Genomic DNA, 18,826 nt, shown 5'->3' with positions numbered 1-18,826 from the left:
GTGGATTACTTGATCTTGACCGGCAGGAACTGCGCCGGGGTACGTCCACGCTTGACCTGCAAAAGGACCTGCGGGCGACCGGCCGACTTGGCGACGTTGACCGCGTTCTGGACGTCGACCGCGGTACGGACGGGCGTCCCGTTGACCGAGATGATGACGTCGCCACGCTTGAGCTTGCCGAACGCATCGCTGGTCTGCGCGACTACGGCGATCACGACGCCCTGCGTGCCCGCCTCGACGCCAACCGCCTGCGCGATCGCCGGGGTGAGCGGCTGGACGCCGATCCCGAGCGCGGCTCCTGCCGTCGGTGCGGCGGGGGTGGCGGAATCGTCGCCATCATCGCCGTCGTCGGTACCGAAGCCTTGGGCATCGCCGCCAACAACAGCTGCCAACTTGTCTGCGCTAGGCCGCGGTACGACCACGACGTTCGCTACCACCGGCTTGCCGTTGCGCAGGATGTCGAGACGCGCGGTCTGACCAGGCTTCACGTTCGAGACGAGGTAGGACAGCGACTGTTCGGCGGTCACGGGCGTGCCGTTGACCTTGGTAACGACGTCACCGGCACGTACGCCGGCCTTCGCCGAAGGACCGCCAGCGGTCACATCATTGATCAGTTCGCCTGAGTTCTTGGCGATGCCGAGCGCTGCCGCCGTATCCTCGTCGATCGGGCCACTACGGCCCAATTGCACGCCGATATAACCGCGCTCGATCGTGCCGCCCTTCATGAACGTCGCGATAATCGGCTTGGCGACGGCCGCGGGGATCGCGAAGCCGATGCCGATGTTGCCGCCCGACTGGCTGAAGATCTGCGAATTCACGCCGATCACGTTGCCGTTGAGATCGAACATCGGGCCGCCGGAGTTGCCTTGGTTGATCGAGGCATCGGTCTGGATGAAGCGGTCATACGCACCGCCCTGCCCGGTCACGCGGTTGATCGCCGAAACGATCCCCGCGGTGACGGTGCCGCCGAGGCCGAAGGGCTCGCCGATCGCGACGACCCAGTCGCCGACGCGCGCGCCATTCGAATCGCCGAACTTCACGAACGGCAGGTTGGCCGCATCGATCTTGAGCAGCGCGAGATCCGAGTCCTGATCCTTGCCGATGACCTTGGCGACATATTCCTTCTTGTCGCTGAGCGTCACGGTGATCGAGTCGACCGTCGCGCCCTGCGCGCCAGGCGAAATCACGTGGTTGTTGGTGACGACATAGCCGTCCGGCGAGATCAGGAAGCCCGAGCCGAGCGAGGCGCCTTCGCGCTTCACCGGCGCGCCGCCCTGGCCGCCGCCGCCCATGCCGCCGAACAGGTCGCCGAACGGGGTGCCCGCGAACGGATTGGCCTGCTGCTTCTGGACGATCGTCTGCTTGGTCGAGATGTTGACGACCGCTGGCTGGAGCCGCGCGACCATGTCGGCAAAGCTCATCGGCGCGCCGGGTTTCGGCGAGACCGCCTGGATCGCACCGGGTTCGTTCTGCGCGACCTGTGCGCCGCTCGGCTGGAGCGCGAGCGTCGCGGTCGCACCGCCGAGGAGAAGAGCACTGGTAATGGCGTAGGCGTAACGCACTAGATGTTGTCCTCTCGTTTCATCAATCGAAACAGGTACCCCGTAGGGATGCCGTCCTGAATGATGCTTGAATATGAACGGGCGTTCAAAGGTTCCGCAGGTTTAACGCCCGCGGCCCTCGAATTCCCGCAGATAGCTGTTGTTCGGCGAAAGAATGATCGAAGTCGATCCTTCCGGTGCCGGACCACCGTCGGCACCGAACGTGTGCCGATACGACTGCATCGCGCGGTAGAAGTCGTAGAAATCGGCGTCCTTGCCGAAGCTTTCGGCGTAGATCTTCGCCGAATCCGCATCCGCCTGCGCACGAACAATCTGCGCCTGCTTCTGGCCCTCGGCACGGATCGTGATCGCCTCCTGCTGGCGCGCGCTCGACATGCGCTTGAGCGCGCTTTCGAGCGGCAGGCCGACGGGCAGGTTTGCCTGCTTGATACGGACATCGACGATTTCGACGCCGTATTGGCTGGCGACGCGCTGGAGACCCTTCTGGATGTTATCCATCAGCTCGGAACGCTCCGGGCTCAGCAATTCGACGAAGCGCCGCTTGCCGAGTTCGTTGCGCAGCGCTGAGCCAAGGATCGGACGAAGCTGATCGGGAATCCGGTCCTCGCTGCCGACCGCGTTACGCATCTTGCGCGGATCGACGATCCGGTAACGCGCATAGGCATCGACCTCGAGCCGTAGCTGATCGGTCGACAGCACCAGCGTGTTGTCCAGCTCTAGATCCTGCACGCGCTTGTCGATCCAGACGATCCGGTCGACGAACGGAATGCGCGCGATCAGACCTGCGCCGGTCTGGCCGAACGGCGTGTTCGGCTGCCACGCGTTGACGGTGCGGATCGGCTGGCCGAAACGCAGGATCACTGCCTGCTTGGTCTCGGGGACGATCGCGAAGGTCGATGCGGCGAGAATTACCAGCAGCAGCGCGATGATCCCGGCGACGATCGGGTTGCGGAAACTCACGGCGTTCACTGGGCAGCTCCAGACTGGGGGGCAGCCGCCGCCGCGGCCGGCGCTGGCGTCGACTGAACAGCCTCGGGGTTCGGCAAACGCTTGGCGTTCGACAGCGGCAGATACGGCACCACCCCGCCCGGCGTCTCGACGATCGTCTTGTCGCTCTTGGCGAGTACCGCCTCCATCGTCTCGTAATACATGCGGCGACGCGTCACTTCGGGCGCAAGCTTATACTGCTCGTAGACCTTGTCGAACGACGCTGCCTCACCCTGCGCGCGCGCCACGACCTGCTGCGCGTAGGAGCGCGACTGGTTGAGGTTGGCGATCGCCTCCTGTTGCGCGGCGGTGACCGCGTTGAAGTCTTCGACGATCCGCGCGGGCGCAGCGGCCTGCTTGATCGCAACGCCCTGGATGCGGACGCCCGACTTATAGTCGTTGAGGATCTGCTGCGTGAGTTCGGCGACGCGCTGCTCGATCACCGTGCGCCCCGTACCTATCGCCTGGTCTAGCGTCGTCGTCGCAACCACCGCGCGCATGGCGCTCTCGGCAGCGGCACGAACAGTGTCGTTCGGCTCGGCGAGCTGGAACACGTAATCGCGCGGATCCGAGATGTCCCAACGGACCGAATACGCCAGGTCGATGATGTTCTGGTCGCCGGTCAGCGTCAAATTCTCGCCGTCACCGACAGGAAAATTGTCCGTGCGAATCTTCTGCACGTCGACCACAGTCACGTCGGCGATCGGCGCGGGCATCGTCAGGCGAACGCCCGGATCAAGCGTGCCGGCGTATTTGCCGAAATAGGTGACGACGCCGCGTTGCTGCGGGCCGATCTGATGGACAGAGGTGAACAGGATCCAGACGACCGCAATGATCGCTACGCCGATCGCCCAGAGCGCGCGGGCGTTTGCGCCCGATGGCAAGCCGCCGAAGCCACCCGTGCCACCACCGCCGCCGCCCGATCCGCGCGCTTTCCGCAGGAACTCGTCGAGCGCGGTGGGCTTGGCCGCAGGTTTGCGACCGCCGGGAGGTTGCGCCCAGGGATTGCGCGGCCCGCTGTTACCGTCGTCGCCCGAGCCGCCCCAGGGGCCTTTCGGTGTTTCGGTGGCGAGGATATTGGGGCGCCGGAACCAGCGCGAGAAGATCGTCATACCAACCTTTATAGGTGTGCGCTGGCGGAAAAACAGTGCCAAGCGGCCTTTGCGGTCCTATCTGGCCACGATGATCGATATCGAAGCGGTAAAGGCGGCGGTTGCCGCAGTGGCGGGCAAGCGGGCGACCGTCCGGCTCGAGGGAACCCGGGCTGGCATCATCATCGATGCGACCGGGCTCGACCCGCAGGCGCGCGATGCGCTGGAGGCGACCGTGCGGATGGCCGCGACCCAGCCCGGTGTCTCGGAAGTGCGGATCGCCGTAACGGCCGAACGGTCCACGCGGAGGCTGATCGCGGTCGCCAGCGGCAAGGGCGGCGTCGGCAAATCGACGCTGGCCGCCAACTTGGCCATCGCGATGTCGCGTGCGGGTCGCCGCGTCGGGCTGGTCGACGCGGATATCTACGGCCCGTCGCAGCCCCGGTTGATGAACGTCGAGGGCACCCGCCCGACCGCGAAGGACAAGGTGCTCGACCCCGTCCCCACCCCGTACGGTGTGCCGCTATTGTCGATGGGCCAACTCGTCGAGCCCGGCAAGGCGATCGCGTGGCGCGGGCCGATGGCGGCGGGCGCGCTCGGCCAGTTGGTCGAGGCGGATTGGGGCGTGACCGATACGCTGGTGCTCGATCTCCCCCCCGGCACCGGCGACGTCCAGCTGACGATGGTCCAGAAATACCGGCCGGCGGGCGCGGTGATCGTCTCAACCCCGCAGGACCTCGCGCTGATCGACGCACGCCGCGCGATCGACCTGTTCGAGAAGGCCGGCATCCCGATCATCGGCCTCGTCGAGAACATGGCAGGCTATATCTGCCCACATTGCGGCGAAGCGTCGGACCCGTTCGGCAATGGCGGCGCAGAGGCGGCGGCGCGCGAACTCGGCATACCGTTCCTCGGCCGCGTGCCGCTGACGATCTCGATCCGCACCGCATCCGACGCGGGCACGCCCCCGGCGTCGGACCCGAACGATATGATTTTCATGCCGATCGCGGCTCAGGTCGTCGCATGGCTCGGAAAACTGTGAAACCCGCAGGCCTGATCCACGTTGTGTGATTACCGGTCGTACCCGACGCGTAGAGTCGCGGTACGAGCGGACCAGGTTTCTTTTCGCAGGAGGCATCGATGCCGTTGACCGCCGATGTCGACATCAAGTCTTTGCTCGAAAACGCCCGCACGATCGCGATGATCGGCGCCTCGGACCGCCCAGATCGCCCGTCGTACGGCGTGATGGCCAAACTGCAGGCGCATGGCTACCGCGTGATCCCGGTCAACCCTCAGATCACCGGCGAGCATGTCCATGGGGAGTTCGTTTTCCGAGACCTGTCGCAACTCGGCGATCCGATCGACATCGTCGACATCTTCCGCAAGTCGGCGGCTGCTGGCGAAGCGGTCGATCAGGCGATTGCAGCAGGTGCGAAGGCCGTCTGGATGCAGCTCGGCGTGGTCAACGAAAAGGCCGCGGCACGCGCCGAAGCCGCCGGCCTGCAAGTCGTGATGGACCGCTGCCCGGCGATCGACATCCCCCGGCTCGGGGTCGCCAAGATCGAGCAATGACGCTTGCCCTCCCCGACGATCGCGGCCAGTCTGCGTGTCTGTCCGGGAGGCGCCGATGCTCGCGATGCTGCTGTCGATACTGATCGAAGACCCGCTGATGGCAACCGCCAGGGCCCGCATGGCTGCCGAGCAACCCTGTATCCAGAGCGCGGACGAGACCGACATCACGGTCTGCGGGATGCGCACCGCAGACCGATTTCGGGTGCCCTTCGTGATACATGACGCCGGCGACCCCAAGCATGAGAGCGTCCGCAACGAACGTACTCGCCTGCTCAACCGTACGTCGCCACTCGCCGATCTCAGCTCGTTCCAGGTTGGCGGCGGGATGGCGGGCGTTACGATGACGGTAGGCGGCGAAGGCGGCACGTCGTTCCGCAAGCCCGCGCCGTAAGGACCTGACTATGTTCGCCATCATCCTGTCCGCGCTGCTGCAAGCGTCTGCCACCACCGCTGCGCCTGCGGCACCGCCAGTGCCGGAGCGCTTTTCGATCCTCGTCGACCCCTGCGCGACGCAGACGAAGGACGGGAACGAGGTCGTCGTCTGCGGCAAATCCGCGACGACCACGCCCCGCCTGCCGATGCGGGACGATCGCGGCCCGTCCGACCACGCGGTTGCCTCCAACCCCAACCTCACCGCCGTCCGCGCACTGGAATTGTCCGATACACCGTGTGCGGCGCGACAGGGCGGATGCCAGGTCGGCTTCGGCCCGCCAATCGCCCCGATCGCGAAGGCCGCAGTCGGACTGATCAAGAGCGCGCTGGCGAAGAAACCCGACAAGCGCGGCCGCGTGCCGATCGATCTCGATGGCCCCGTTGGCTCAGTGAACTAGGCGAATGAGTTGGTGGAATAAGGTAGCGCGGCTCATGTCTTCAGCACGCACGATCGCCCTTTCCTTGTTTCCCCGCGAAGGCGGGGACCCAGCCTAGACTTCGGTCTTTGCGGGAGAACAAGGGGGGTAGCTTTGCTGTCCGCCACCCCGGCGAAGGCCGGGGCCCAATTGGGGGACGGCGCTAACGAAGCGCGCGTATCGTTACTGCGACCTCTCCAATTGGGCCCCGGCCTTCGCCGGGGTGGTGGTGTTCGAGGACTGGCGGACCCTCAATCCAGAATATGCATCCACATCGGCTGCCCAACGAGGCTCTGCGACCCCCGCAGCTTCTCCAACGCCTGCGCGATTGAGCGTTCCGGGCTCTCATGCGTCACGATCGCCACCAACACGCTGCCATCCGCGATCGCCCCCCGCTGAATCAAGCTCTCGATCGAGACACCCGCGTCCCGCATCGCCGCCGCGATCTCGGCCAGCACCCCGACCCGGTCCGCCACGGTGAAGCGCAGATACGCACGCCCCCGCCGCTCGCCGCTGTCCGCCTTGGGGGCCGCCGTCAGCGAGACGACCGGCATCGCGAACGGCGGGCCGAACTCGCCGCGCGCGATGTCGATCAGGTCGGCCACTACCGCACTCGCGGTCGGACCATCGCCCGCACCCGCACCCTGGAACAACAGGCGACCGACGAAATTGCCCTCCGCCACGACCGCGTTGAGCGATCCGGTGACGTGCGCCAGCGGATGATCGATCGGCACCAGATGCGGATGGACGCGCTGGAACAGCCCGTCCGCCCCAGCTTCCGCCAGCCCGAGCAGCCGCACGCGATACCCCAAAGCCGCCGCCTCGGCGATGTCCGCCCCCAGCAGATGCCGGATGCCGCTGATCGCAACGTCGTCGAACGCCGGCTGCGTCCCGAACGCGACCGCCGCCAGGATCGACAGCTTGTGCGCTGCATCGACGCCATCGATGTCGAAGCTCGGATCGGACTCGGCAAACCCCAGCGCCTGCGCTTCTGCCAGCACCTCGGCAAAATCGTGGCCCTCCGATTCCATCTTCGACAGGATGAAATTGCAGGTACCGTTGAGGATGCCGTAGACGCGAGCGATCTCGTTCGCCGCAGCACCCTCGCGCAGGCCCTTGATGACCGGGATACCGCCAGCAACTGCCGCCTCGAACTTTAGCGCGACGCCTGCCCCTTCGGCTGCCTGCGCGAGTTCGAGCCCGTGATGCGCGATCATCGCCTTGTTCGCCGTGACGAAACTCCGCCCTGCCCCCAGCGTGCTGCGCGCAAGCGTCAGCGCCGGACCATCGGAACCCCCGATCAACTCGACCACGACATCCGCCCCCGGCTGCTTTGCCAGCGCAGTCGTGTCGTCGACCCACGCAAAGCGCGACAGATCGACGCCACGATCCTTGCCGCGATCGCGCGCCGAAACCGCGATGACCTCGATCTCGCGCCCAGCCCGCCGCGCAATCAACTCACGGTTCGCATCCAGCAATCGGATAACCCCGCCGCCAACTGTCCCCAGACCCGCAAGGGCCACGCGCAATGGTTCGCTCATTTTCGTCCTCCACTCGCGCGTCCGGTTACGTTTCGCGGACGTTTTGCGCAATCCTGATGACGCACGCGCCTGGCGCCCCTATCTGGGCGTTATGTCCGGCCGCTTCGATCACCTCCCCAACCGTCGCACGATCATCGATCGCCGCGCCGTCGCCGAAACCATCGCCGCGTTGGAGGGCGTCGACCCGACCGCGCTCCGCCGCGACGCGACCACGCTGCTGAAGGCAGCGCTGGAGAAAGGCCGGGTAGAAGTCGAACGTCGCCTCGTCGAACACCCATCCCGCGGGTTGGAAGCATCGAGTGCGCAGGCATACCTGATCGACGCGCTGCTCCGCATCCTGTTCGATTTCACGACGCAGCGGCTCTACCCCCTGCCCAATCCCACCTCGGGCGAGCGTCTCACACTGATCGCCGTCGGCGGTTACGGCCGCGCGGAAATGGCGCCGCATTCGGACGTCGATATCGGCTTCCTGACCCCCGGCAAGCAGACGCCCTGGGCCGAGCGCGTGATCGAATCGATGCTCTACGCGCTGTGGGATCTCGGGCTGAAGCTCGGCCAGTCCAGCCGCTCGCTCGACGAAATGGTCCGCCAGGCCAAGAGCGACGTCACCGTCCGCACCGCGTTGCTCGAAGCGCGCTACGTGTGCGGCGATACCGAACTCTACGAACAGGCGTCGCACCGCTTCAAGACCGAGGTCCAGGCCGACACCGCGCGCACCTTCATCGCCGACAAGCTCGCCGAACGCGACGCACGCCACCGCAAGATGGGCGACACGCGCTACGTAGTCGAACCCAACGTCAAGGAGGGCAAGGGCGGCCTGCGCGATCTCCACGCGTTGTTCTGGATCGGCAAATACATCTACGACGTCCAGCGCGCCGCCGAACTGGTCGAGGTCGGGCTGTTCACCAAGGCCGAATACCGGCTGTTCCACCGCGCCGACAATTTCTTCCAGGCGGTGCGCTGCCACCTGCACAGCATCACCGGCCGCGCCGAGGATAGGCTGACCTTCGACCTGCAACGCGAGATCGCCGACCGGATGCGGTTCTCCGACCGACCCGGCAAGTCGAAGGTCGAGCGGTTCATGCAGTTCTATTTCCTGCAGGCGAAGACCGTCGGCACGCTCAGCGGCGTCTTCCTCGCGCATCTCGACGAGAAGTTCGCGGCGCGGGGCCGGCGCTTCGGATTGCCGACGATCCGCCGCTCTCCGCGCAAGCTTAACGGCTTCGTGCTCGATCGCGGGCGGCTCGCACTGCCAAGCGACGACTTCTTCCGAGCCGATCCCGAACGCCTGATCGAGATCTTTCAGCTGGCCGACAAGCACGGCGTCGAGATCCACCCGCTGGCGATGCGCGCCGCTGCGCGCGACGCCAAGCTGGTCGACGACGTCCGCAACAGCCCGACGGCGAACGCGCTGTTCCTCGACGTGCTGACCTCGCTCCGCGATCCCGAACTCGTGCTGCGCTGGATGAACGAGGCTGGGGTGTTCGGCCGGTTCGTGCCCGATTTCGCGCGCGTCGTCGCCCAGATGCAGTTCGACATGTACCACCACTACACCGTCGATGAGCACACAATCCGCGCCATCGGCCTGCTCGCGCGGATCGAGAACGGCACGCTGAAGGAGGATCACCCGCTCGCCAGTGCGATCTTCGAACAGATTGTCTCGCGGCGCGCGCTGTACGTTGCGGTCTTGCTTCACGACATCGCCAAAGGCCGCGGCGGCGACCATTCGATCCTCGGGGCGGAGGTGGCGCAGCGCCTGTGCCCACGCTTCGGCCTGACGCCCGCCGAAACCGAGACCGTCGCCTGGCTGGTGCGCTGGCACCTTCTGATGTCCGCCACCGCGTTCAAGCGCGACCTCAGCGACTTCAAGACGATCCTCGATTTCTGCGACGTGGTGCAGAGCCCGGAGCGGCTCCGCCTGCTGCTCACGCTGACGATCGTCGACATCCGCGCCGTCGGGCCGGGCGTGTGGAACGGCTGGAAACGCCAGTTGCTCGGCGACCTCTACGAATCGGCGGAGGAAGTCCTGCGGTTGGGGCATAAGCAAAAGGGTCGCGCCGAGCGGATCGCTGCCAAGCAGCAGCATCTGCGGGACGCGCTGGGCTGGAGCGAGGAGTCGTTCGCGACGCTCGTTCACCGGCTCCCCGAAGCCTATTGGATTGCCGAACCCGAAGACGTGCTGGCGCACAACGCCCGCTTCCTGGCGACCACGGGCGACGCACAACTCGCGATCGACGCACATGTCTATCCCGGGCGCGGGGCGACCTTGGTGACGATCTACGCCGCCGATCATCCCGGGTTGTTCTACCGCATCGCGGGCGCGATCCACGTCGCCGGCGGCAACATCATCGACGCGCGCATCCATACCACGCGCGACGGGATGGCCGTGGACAACTTCCTCGTGCAGGATCCGTTCGGGCGGCCGTTCGACGAGTCCGGGCAGCTTTCCCGTTTGAAGACCGCAATCGAGGACGCGCTCGCCAACCGCGGCAAGCTTGCCGACCGCCTCGTCGCGAAACCGCTTCCCCGCACGCGCGCGGAGGCGTTCGACATCGTGCCGAATGCGCTGGTCGACAACAAGGCGTCGAACCGGTTCACCGTGGTCGAGGTCAACGCGCGCGATCGGCCGGCGCTGCTGAATCAACTCGCCAATGCGCTGTTCCAGTCGAAGGTGACGATCCACTCCGCGCACGTCGCGACCTATGGCGAGCGGGCCGTGGATACCTTCTACGTCACCGACCTGACCGGCGATCGGATCACCCAGCCCGCGCGGTTGAGGACGCTGGAGCGACGCCTGCTGGCGGCGGCGGCAGGCGAAGAGATCGATCTGGCCGCTTAGCGTCGAGGCCGACCGCCCCCTACTCGTCATCCCCGCGCAGGTGGCCATCCATGTAAAGCTTGCCAGTTGGGGTCCCCCTCCGCGGGAATGGCGGCGGTGGGGAGACGCACAAAAGCCGGCCCGCAGCGAAGTGCGGACCGGCTTTTTCTTACCCTAAACCCCGATCAGAAGCGTGAGCGCAGCGTCAGGCCGTAGGTGCGTGGTTCGCCCAGATACGAGGAGAAGATCTGGTTGGCGGTCGACCCGAATGCCTGGGTCTGAGCCTGGCTACCCGCACCCTGGAACGGTGCGCTGAACGCGACCTGCTGGTAGTTCGTGTCGAGCAGGTTCTGCGCCCACACTTCCAACGCCCACTTCTGCTGCGGCCCACGGATACCGACGCGAGCGTTCATCAGGAAGAAGCCGTCCTGCGCCTTTTCGGGGAACAGGTCCGAGCCGGTGTTGTAGTCGCTCGTCATGCGGCCATCGACATAGAACAAGGCGGTCAGGCCCGATGATCCGATATCCGGCGTCCATGCGGTTGACGCGGTCACGGTGTGCTTTGGTGCGTTCGACAGGTTGCTGCCCGAAAGCAGGAACAGCGCAGCGTCGAGCGGCTGGCCGGTTTCACTGCCGACCAGATTGTTGCGGAAGCGCGTATTGGTGTAGGTGTAACCGAGGTTCACGGAATAGTTGGGCGCCGGGAACAGACCCGCCTCGAGTTCGAAGCCCTGCGAGACGACGCCATACTTGGTCTTGCCGGTGCACGCCCCTGTCGCCGAACTCGCATCGCGGTCCGCGCCGTTCAGGTTCGTGTCGCAGGTGCTAATGTTCTGGACGATGAAGTTGGTGCCGTTAAAGGTGTTCAACTGGAAGTTCTTGAACTCCTGACGGAAGCCCGCGACGTTGAAGGTGAAGTCCTTCGACGTGAACTTCAGACCGACTTCATACGCGTTCACCGTTTCCGGATCGAAGCGCAGGTTGGCGGCATCGGCGGCGGTCGGGGTCGAGAAGACGTTCGCGGTCAGATCCGACCGATCGAGGTTGTAGCCGCCCGCCTTGTAGCCCCGCGAGTAGGACGCATACAGCAGCGTATCGGTACGCGGCTTGTACGAGATCACGCCGGTGCCGGTGAACTCGCCTTCCTTGAAGCTGTTCGACGGCTTGACCGCGGTCAGTGCCGAGGTCGAGTTGCCGGTGCAGGTCAGCGTGACGATACCGCCGACCAGCGTTTTCACCGCGGCAGGCACTGCGGCACTGGCGAGCAGCGGACTCAAATTCGCCTGCTGGACCGGGCAGACGGTATTGTTGTTGTTGAAATCGGCGTGGAAATCCTTCGCTTCATGCGTGTACCGAAGTCCGCCGGTGATCGACAGCTTGTCGGTTAGCTTGAAGATATTGTGCGTGAAAAACGCATAGTTCTCGCTGTCCTGATAATAGGTCGAGCGCGTGTCGCCGACGTCGCTGACCGTGCTGAGACGATCGATACCGGCGAGAACCGTACCAGTCAGTGTACCGAACGCAGGCTGCGTGCCCGGGACCAAGCCAGATAGAACGGCACGACCGGTCGGGCTGAGGCAGCCCGCAGCGCGTGGCGCGCGTAGTGCGGCGGCAGGGTTGATCGTCGCGACGATGCGGCAAGCGGCAAACGCACCGTAATCCTTGCCGAACTTCAAATTGTCAGCAACGACCAGATCCTCCTTCGAGTAATAGCCGCCGACAAGCCAATCGAGTTTGTCGTTGAACAGCGAGCCGTTCAGGCGGACTTCCTGGCTGAAGGTGTGGAACTGGCGATAGCTGTTGCCGTCGTCGGGACGATAGCCGATGTCGAGATTGCCGTAGTCGATATCGCCTGCGCCACCCGATTTGTATTCACGGTATGCCGTAATCGAGGTGAGCGATGCTCCGCCCAAGTTGACGTCGATCTGGCCCGAGCCGCCGTAATCGGTCGTGACGTTGGAGTAAGCCCGACCGAGCGTATTGGCGATGCGGCGATTGTACGGGTCGCCCGCGCTAGGGAACACGGCACCAAGGCTCTGCATAACCTGAACGATGCGATTACCGGCCGGGTTGATCGCGAAATCACCAGGGACGCCTGGGGTCGGATCGATCTTTTCCTGGGTGTTGAGATAGACCGCGCCGCAGCACTTCTCGTCGCGATGCGTGTAATCGCCGATCAGGCGGACGGTGACATCGGCCGATGGCTCGAACAGCAGCTGGCCACGGACGAAATAGCGATTGCGGTCGTTGTAATCGGTCTTGTTGATAACGTCGTAATAAAAGCCATCGCGCTTGCCGAAAACGCCATCAAGCCGGAACGCCAGCTTGTCCTTGATGATCGGACCGGTCAGCCCGCCAGCGATGCGGACGTTGTTGTAGTTGCCGTAGGTCGCTTCGGCATAGCCGCCGAAATTGTAGGATGGCAGCTTTGTCAGGATGTTGATCGACCCTGCCGTGGCATTGCGCCCCGATAGCGTACCCTGTGGGCCACGCAGCACTTCGATGCGATCAACCTCACCAAGATCGTTCAACCCCGAGCCGGTGCGGCTGCGATAAACGCCATCGATGAACACCGCGACCGAGCTTTCGAGGCCCGGATTGTCACCGACGGTACCGATGCCGCGAACACGCGCCGACGCGTTCGCTTCGCTGCCGGTAGAAGAGATCAAGAGCGAAGGAACGAGCTGCGTCGCCTGACGGATGTCGTTCGCGCCGGTATTCTCCAGCGCAGCCGAGCCGACCGCGGAAACAGCGATCGGCACGTTCGACAACCGCTCGGAGCGGCGCGTCGCGGTAATGACGATGTCGCTGGCGTTGCCCGAATAGGCCTGCGGTGCGGCAACCGGCGCCTGCCCTGCGTCGACCGACCCGGCGGCTGTGCCTGACGTCGTCGTCGCTGCCTGCGCTTCGGGCTGCGTAGTGGGTACGTCCTGTGCGAATGCCGGGGTGACCAAAGCGGTGGTCGCTGCAGCGGACAACAGATATGCGATCATACGCATCGGCATTCTCTCCCTAGGTGTTCGAATGTTTTCGAACTTATGGTTTGGACGTTAGGTAGAGGCGGACAGGGCTTCACGTCTAGCAATTTCCGCATACGGAAACTTATTTTTGAATAACGTGTCTCCAAACCGCCACATTGCGACACACAGCAAACCCTAGTTTCAAAACGCAACTGTTTGCCGGATCATGGAGTGATGGACTCGCCAACTCCGTCTTGGGCAACGATCGGGGCAACTCGTGACACCCCATCACCATGACGCTTCTTGCCGCCCGTTCGCCTCCCAGTTTAACCAGACGGGTCCAAGCAAGCGTGGCGTACAGGCGCCGTGCAAGCGCTGTGCAAGCGCGACGAACACACAGAAAAGACCGGCCAATCCCGCAGGACCGACCAGCCTTCAAATTTCAACAATAACGGCCGAAACCGCTACGCCACTTACTTCGGTGCGAGCACCATCAGCATCTGGCGGCCTTCCATGCGCGGATACGCCTCGATCTTGGCGATCTCCGCGACGTCGTCCTGTACGCGCTTCAACAGGTTCATACCGAGCTGGCCGTGGCTGAGTTCGCGACCGCGGAAGCGCAGCGTGATCTTGACCTTGTCGCCCTCGCCGATGAAGTCGTTCACCTTCTTCATCTTCGTGTCGTAGTCATGGTCGTCGATGTTAGGACGCATCTTGATCTCCTTGATCTCCTGCGTCTTCTGCGACTTGCGTGCGAGGTTCGCCTTCTTCTGCGCCTCGTACTTGAACTTGCCAACATCAAGGAACTTGGCGACGGGCGGATCGGCGTTGGGCGACACTTCGACCAGGTCGAGACCATGCTCGGCTGCCTGCTCGATCGCTTCGCGCGTGTACATCACGCCCAGATTCTCGCCCTCGTGATCGATCACGCGGACCTTCTGGCTCTGGATGAATTCGTTGAATCGCGGGCCGTTCATTGCGGGCGTCTGCATCGGCCGGCGCATCGTGGGAGGACGTATGGGGTTTGCTCCTGAAGTTTCTGACAATATTTGGGCCGGCGTATAGCGCAGAAACCCGCGCTCGGAAAGCCAGCCCCGTTGGATCACATATCGGGTGCGCGAGCCTCGTCCGCAAGACGCGCGATCGCCTCGTCGAGCGTCAGGATGGTCTGCGCCTGGCTGCCGAGCGTGCGGAGTGCGACCTTGCCCTCCTCGGCCTCACGCTTGCCAACGACCAGCAGGTTCGGCACCTTCGCCAGGCTGTGTTCGCGCACCTTGTAGTTGATCTTCTCGTTGCGCAGGTCCGTTTCGACGCGGATGCCCGCCGCCTTCAGCTTCGCCGCAACTTCCAGCGCATAATCGTCGGCATCCGACACGATCGTCGCGACGACCGCCTGCACCGGCGCGAGCCAGAGCGGGAAGCGGCCGGCATGATGCTCGATCAGGATGCCGATGAAGCGCTCGAACGTGCCGAGAATCGCGCGGTGCAGCATCACCGGGCGATGCCGCTCGCCGTCCGCGCCCACATAGGACGCATCGAGTCGCTCGGGCAGCACGCGGTCCGACTGGATCGTGCCGACCTGCCACGTCCGGCCGATCGCGTCGGTCAGGTGGAATTCCAGCTTCGGAGCATAGAAGGCGCCCTCACCCGGCAGTTCCTCGAAGTTCGCCTTGATCGTGTCGCTCAGGCCCGACTGCATCACCGCCTCGCGCAACTCCGCCTCCGCCTTGTCCCACATCGAATCTTCGCCGAACCGCTTCTCGGGGCGCAGCGCGAGCTTCACCGCGTAATCGTCGAAGCCGAGGTCCTTGTAGACGCTGTCGAGCAGCTCGCAGAACTTGCGCACTTCCTCGACCAGCTGATCCTCGCGGACGAAGATATGCGCGTCGTCCTGCGTGAACTGGCGGACGCGCATGATGCCGTGCAGCGCGCCGTGCGGCTCGTTGCGGTGGCAGCAGCCGAACTCGGCCATCCGGATCGGCAGATCGCGGTACGACTTGATCCCCTGCTTGAAGATCAGCACGTGTGCCGGGCAGTTCATCGGCTTCAGCGCCATCAGGTCGCCTTCGCCCGACAGCACGGCACCCTCATCCTCGACGTTCGGGATCTCGTCGGGCACGACGAACATGTTCTCGCGGTACTTGCCCCAGTGGCCCGACTGCTCCCACTGCTTGGCGTCCATCAGCTGCGGGGTCTTCACCTCGGCATAGTCGGCGGCATCGAGACGGCGGCGCATATACGCCTCCATCTGGCGCCAGAGCACGAAGCCCTTGGGATGCCAGAATACCGAGCCCTGTGCCTCGGACTGGAGGTGGAACAGGTCCATCTCCGCGCCGATCTTGCGGTGATCGCGCTTGGCGGCTTCCTCGAGGCGGAAGAGATGCTGGTCGAGCTGCTTCTTGTTGAGCCAGCCAGTGCCATAGATGCGGCTCAGCATCGCGTTCTTCTGGTCGCCGCGCCAATAGGCCCCGCTGACGCGCGTCAGCTTGAACGCGGCGGGGTCGAGCTTGCCGGTCGAGGCCATGTGCGGCCCGCGGCACATGTCGAGCCACTCGCCCTGGCGATAGATCGTCAGTTCCTCGCCCTCGGGCAGTTCGGCGGCCCATTCGGCCTTGAAGCTCTCGCCCTGTTGCGTCCAGCGGTCGATCAGCTGCTGGCGCGACCAGACCTCGCGCAGGAACGGCTCGTTCCGGGCGATGATCGCGCGCATCTCGGCTTCGATCGCCGGGAGGTCCTCCTCGGTGAACGGGCGGTCCTTCGGCGCGAAGTCGTAATAGAAGCCATCGTCGGTGGCGGGACCGAACGTGATCTGCGTGCCGGGGAAGAGGTGCTGCACCGCCTCCGCCATGACGTGCGCGAGATCGTGGCGGACGAGTTCGAGTGCATCGGCTTCGTCGCGCGCGGTCACCAGCGCGAGCGCGGTGTCGCCCTCGAACGGCCGGTTGAGATCACGCACCTGCCCGTCGATACGCGCGGCGAGCGCGGCCTTGGCGAGGCCCGGGCCGATCGCGGCGGCAACATCCGCGGGGGTAGTCCCGGGCGCAACCTCGCGGACGGAACCGTCGGGCAGCGTGATTCGGAACATGGCGGACATGGAAGACTTTCTGGTGTTGGAAGAGGCCCGGCTTATGCCGTCGCACACCCTATATAGGCAAGCCGGCGTCGAACGTCACGCTACCCCGAACGGGACGACATGGTTTGCCTGTGTGTGGCCGACCTCGGCGCGGCCAAGGTAAGGCACGCCCATGTCGCGGCTCCACCGCACCATCATGTAGTCGAGCGTCTCGCCCCACGGTGGATCGTTCTCCTGGATCGCGGTCACGGCGCCGAGGCGCAGGCCGGCGATGCCCTTCAACTGCGTGGCGTTGGCGACTTTGAAGAGCATGCGGTCGATCGCGTACATGGGCTCGGACACCTCCTCGACGATCAGGACGTGGTCGGTCAGGTCGGGCAGCCACGGCGTACCGATCAGCGAGGTGATGATGCTGAGGTTGAACGCGGCCGACGGTTGCCCGTTCAGTCCCGGCTCCAGACCCGCCCTGTCACCGCGCACCATCCAGCCTAGCGACCGCGCGACCGTCGCCTCGCCGTCATGCCGGTTGACGTCGCTGACCATCGGGCCGTGCACCGGCCGCCCGATCCGCCGGGCATAGAGCGCGCCGAGCAGGAAGCCGACGTCGGAATAGCCGAGATACGTCTTGTGGCGTGCGGCGCGGCCGAGCTCGGGCATGACCATCGCCAGGATTCGGTTCGAGCCATAGCCACCGCGCAGAAACCAGATCGCATCGAACGCCGGATCGTTGGCATATTCTAGGAACGCCGCGGCCCTCCGGAAATCGGAACCGGCGAAATGGCCGTCGGTCTCCAGGCACTGCGGGTGGAAGACGAGTTCGACCTCGGGGAACGCGGTCGCGGCATACGCAGTGATCTTGGCAATTGCCGCGGGATTGGCCCGGCTCGACGCCGCGAGCACACCGATGCGCATTGTTCGTGTTCCCGACCTTGCCCCGTTACCGAACCGCCCATATCGCGGGCCGATGGATATCAGCAAACCCTGTTTCTTCGTCGGCATCGGCGGCAGCGGCATGATGCCGCTCGCGATGATCCTCGCCGGCCGTGGCGCGACCGTCGCGGGATCGGACCGCAACCTCGACCAGGGCCGCGTGCCGGCGAAGTTCGACGACCTCGCGGCGAAGGGCGTCGCGCTGTTCCCGCAGGACGGCAGCGGCATCGTCTCGGCCGACCAGCTCGTCATTGCCTCGGCGGCGATCGAGGCGAGCGTGCCCGACATGATCGCGGCGGATGCGCTTGGCTGCACCCGCTCGACCCGCGCGGCGATGCTGGCGTCTTTGTTCAACGACAGCCGGCTGCCGATTGGTGTCGCGGGGACGAGCGGCAAGTCGACCGTGACAGGCATGATCGGCTGGATCCTGCATGTCGTCGGGCGCGATCCGACGGTGATGAACGGCGCGGTGATGAAGAACTTTGCCACGGCTGACGCTCCGTTCGCCAGCGCGCTGGTCGGAGAGGGTGAGGCTTTCGTCAGCGAAGTGGACGAAAGCGACGGATCGATCGCGGGCTATGCGCCGAAGATCGCGGTGCTGAACAACGTCAGCCTGGATCACAAGTCGCTTGAGGAACTCCGACTGCTGTTCGGGGACTTCGTGGCGAAGGCCGAAACGGCGGTGGTGAACGCGAACGATCCCGATGCGGCGGCACTCGCGTCGCGGCTGCCGCGCGGTCAGATCACCACCTTTGCGATCGATGCGTCGGCCGATCTGCGGGCCGAGAATTTGAAGCCGGAGCCGTTCGCGATCCGCTTCGACATCGTCTCGCGCGGCGTGCGAACGCCGGTGAAGCTCGCCGTGCCGGGGCGGCATAACGTGGCGAATGCGCTCGCGGCGATCGGGGCGGCGATGGCGGCGGACGTGTCGTTGACCGATGCGGTGAAGGCGATCGCCGGATTCACGGGTCTGCGCCGTCGCTTCGACCTCGTTGGCGAGGCCGGCGGCGTCGCGGTGATCGACGATTTCGGGCACAACCCGGACAAGATCGCGGCGACGCTGGATACGCTCCACGCGTTTCCGGGACGCTTGCTCCTGTTCTTCCAGCCGCATGGCTATGGGCCGTTGAAGGTCATGGGGCGCGAGCTCGTCGCTACGTTCGTCGAGCGGATGGCGGAGGACGACGTGCTCGTCCTGCCGGACCCGGCCTATTACGGCGGCACCGTCGCGCGGGAGGTCACCAGCGCGAACATCGTCGGGCAGATCGTCGAGGGTGGTCGCGATGCGCGGCACATAGCGGACCGTGCGGAGGCCGCTGCGGCGCTGGTCGCGGAGGCGCGGCCGGGCGACCGGATCGTGGTGATGGGCGCGCGCGACGACACGCTGAGCGTGCTGGCGGCGGGAATGGTCGACGCCTTGGCCGCTACCTGATACAGAGCAAGC

Annotated in this window: 14 protein-coding genes; 6 read left to right on the top strand and 8 right to left on the bottom strand. The window is 65.0% G+C overall.

The features are described from left to right. Positions 1–5: 5 nt before the first annotated feature. The 3 genes from O6X71_RS00890 to hflK all read right to left on the bottom strand — a co-directional run bounded on the left by O6X71_RS00890 (position 6) and on the right by hflK (position 3,661). Positions 6–1,562: a Do family serine endopeptidase gene (locus O6X71_RS00890; RefSeq protein ID WP_107953779.1), complete on the bottom strand. Its 1,557-nt coding sequence runs from the start codon at positions 1,560–1,562 to the stop codon at positions 6–8. Between the two features lie 102 nt (positions 1,563–1,664). Then, positions 1,665–2,531, bottom strand: a complete 867-nt coding sequence (gene hflC / locus O6X71_RS00885; protein ID WP_235518904.1) for a protease modulator HflC — start codon at positions 2,529–2,531, stop codon at positions 1,665–1,667. Next, the gene (hflK, locus tag O6X71_RS00880) at positions 2,528–3,661 is read right to left on the bottom strand and encodes a protease modulator HflK (RefSeq protein WP_353464060.1); all 1,134 of its coding nucleotides are present in this window, start codon (positions 3,659–3,661) and stop codon (positions 2,528–2,530) included. The genes hflC and hflK overlap by 4 nt, the downstream gene beginning before the upstream one ends. Before the next feature lie 70 nt (positions 3,662–3,731). Between hflK and O6X71_RS00875 the strand changes: the two genes are divergently transcribed. From O6X71_RS00875 to O6X71_RS00860, 4 genes are all read left to right on the top strand, one after another. Further along, positions 3,732–4,682, top strand: coding sequence for an Mrp/NBP35 family ATP-binding protein (locus O6X71_RS00875; RefSeq protein WP_353464059.1), 951 nt, complete (start codon positions 3,732–3,734; stop codon positions 4,680–4,682). 98 nt (positions 4,683–4,780) lie between these two features. Beyond that, on the top strand, positions 4,781–5,212 hold the full coding sequence (locus tag O6X71_RS00870; protein ID WP_353464058.1) for a CoA-binding protein: 432 nt from the start codon (positions 4,781–4,783) through the stop codon (positions 5,210–5,212). Between the two features lie 55 nt (positions 5,213–5,267). Then, a complete protein-coding gene (locus O6X71_RS00865; RefSeq protein ID WP_353464057.1) occupies positions 5,268–5,603 on the top strand; it encodes a hypothetical protein in 336 nt (111 codons plus the stop codon). 10 nt (positions 5,604–5,613) lie between these two features. Further along, the gene (locus O6X71_RS00860; RefSeq protein ID WP_353464056.1) at positions 5,614–6,042 is read left to right on the top strand and encodes a hypothetical protein; all 429 of its coding nucleotides are present in this window, start codon (positions 5,614–5,616) and stop codon (positions 6,040–6,042) included. A gap of 269 nt (positions 6,043–6,311) precedes the next feature. On the opposite strand, the gene O6X71_RS00855 is transcribed toward O6X71_RS00860, so the two are convergent. After that, on the bottom strand, positions 6,312–7,601 hold the full coding sequence (locus tag O6X71_RS00855) for a homoserine dehydrogenase (RefSeq protein WP_353464055.1): 1,290 nt from the start codon (positions 7,599–7,601) through the stop codon (positions 6,312–6,314). A gap of 91 nt (positions 7,602–7,692) precedes the next feature. Between O6X71_RS00855 and O6X71_RS00850 the strand changes: the two genes are divergently transcribed. Then, the gene (locus tag O6X71_RS00850; RefSeq protein ID WP_353464054.1) at positions 7,693–10,440 is read left to right on the top strand and encodes a [protein-PII] uridylyltransferase; all 2,748 of its coding nucleotides are present in this window, start codon (positions 7,693–7,695) and stop codon (positions 10,438–10,440) included. A gap of 164 nt (positions 10,441–10,604) precedes the next feature. On the opposite strand, the gene O6X71_RS00845 is transcribed toward O6X71_RS00850, so the two are convergent. The 4 genes from O6X71_RS00845 to O6X71_RS00830 all read right to left on the bottom strand — a co-directional run bounded on the left by O6X71_RS00845 (position 10,605) and on the right by O6X71_RS00830 (position 17,364). Next, positions 10,605–13,418 (bottom strand): TonB-dependent receptor, encoded by a 2,814-nt coding sequence (locus O6X71_RS00845; protein WP_353464053.1) that lies wholly within the window; start codon positions 13,416–13,418, stop codon positions 10,605–10,607. Positions 13,419–13,852: 434 nt separating this feature from the next. After that, on the bottom strand, positions 13,853–14,383 hold the full coding sequence (infC, locus tag O6X71_RS00840) for a translation initiation factor IF-3 (RefSeq protein WP_031396176.1): 531 nt from the start codon (positions 14,381–14,383) through the stop codon (positions 13,853–13,855). Between the two features lie 98 nt (positions 14,384–14,481). Continuing rightward, the gene (gene thrS, locus O6X71_RS00835; protein ID WP_192239012.1) at positions 14,482–16,473 is read right to left on the bottom strand and encodes a threonine--tRNA ligase; all 1,992 of its coding nucleotides are present in this window, start codon (positions 16,471–16,473) and stop codon (positions 14,482–14,484) included. Between the two features lie 75 nt (positions 16,474–16,548). Next, entirely contained in the window at positions 16,549–17,364 is an 816-nt protein-coding gene (locus O6X71_RS00830; RefSeq protein WP_353464052.1) for an LD-carboxypeptidase, read from the bottom strand. A 52-nt stretch (positions 17,365–17,416) separates the two neighbouring features. On the opposite strand from O6X71_RS00830, the gene O6X71_RS00825 reads away from it, so the two are divergent. Next, complete coding sequence (locus O6X71_RS00825) at positions 17,417–18,814, top strand: glutamate ligase domain-containing protein (RefSeq protein WP_353464051.1); 1,398 nt, start codon at positions 17,417–17,419, stop codon at positions 18,812–18,814. The last annotated feature ends 12 nt before the right edge of the window (positions 18,815–18,826 follow it).

This window comes from Sphingomonas faeni (genome assembly GCF_040407505.1).
Taxonomy (GTDB): Bacteria; Pseudomonadota; Alphaproteobacteria; order Sphingomonadales; family Sphingomonadaceae; genus Sphingomonas; species Sphingomonas faeni_E.
This window is presented reverse-complemented; position numbering and strand designations above follow the sequence as displayed.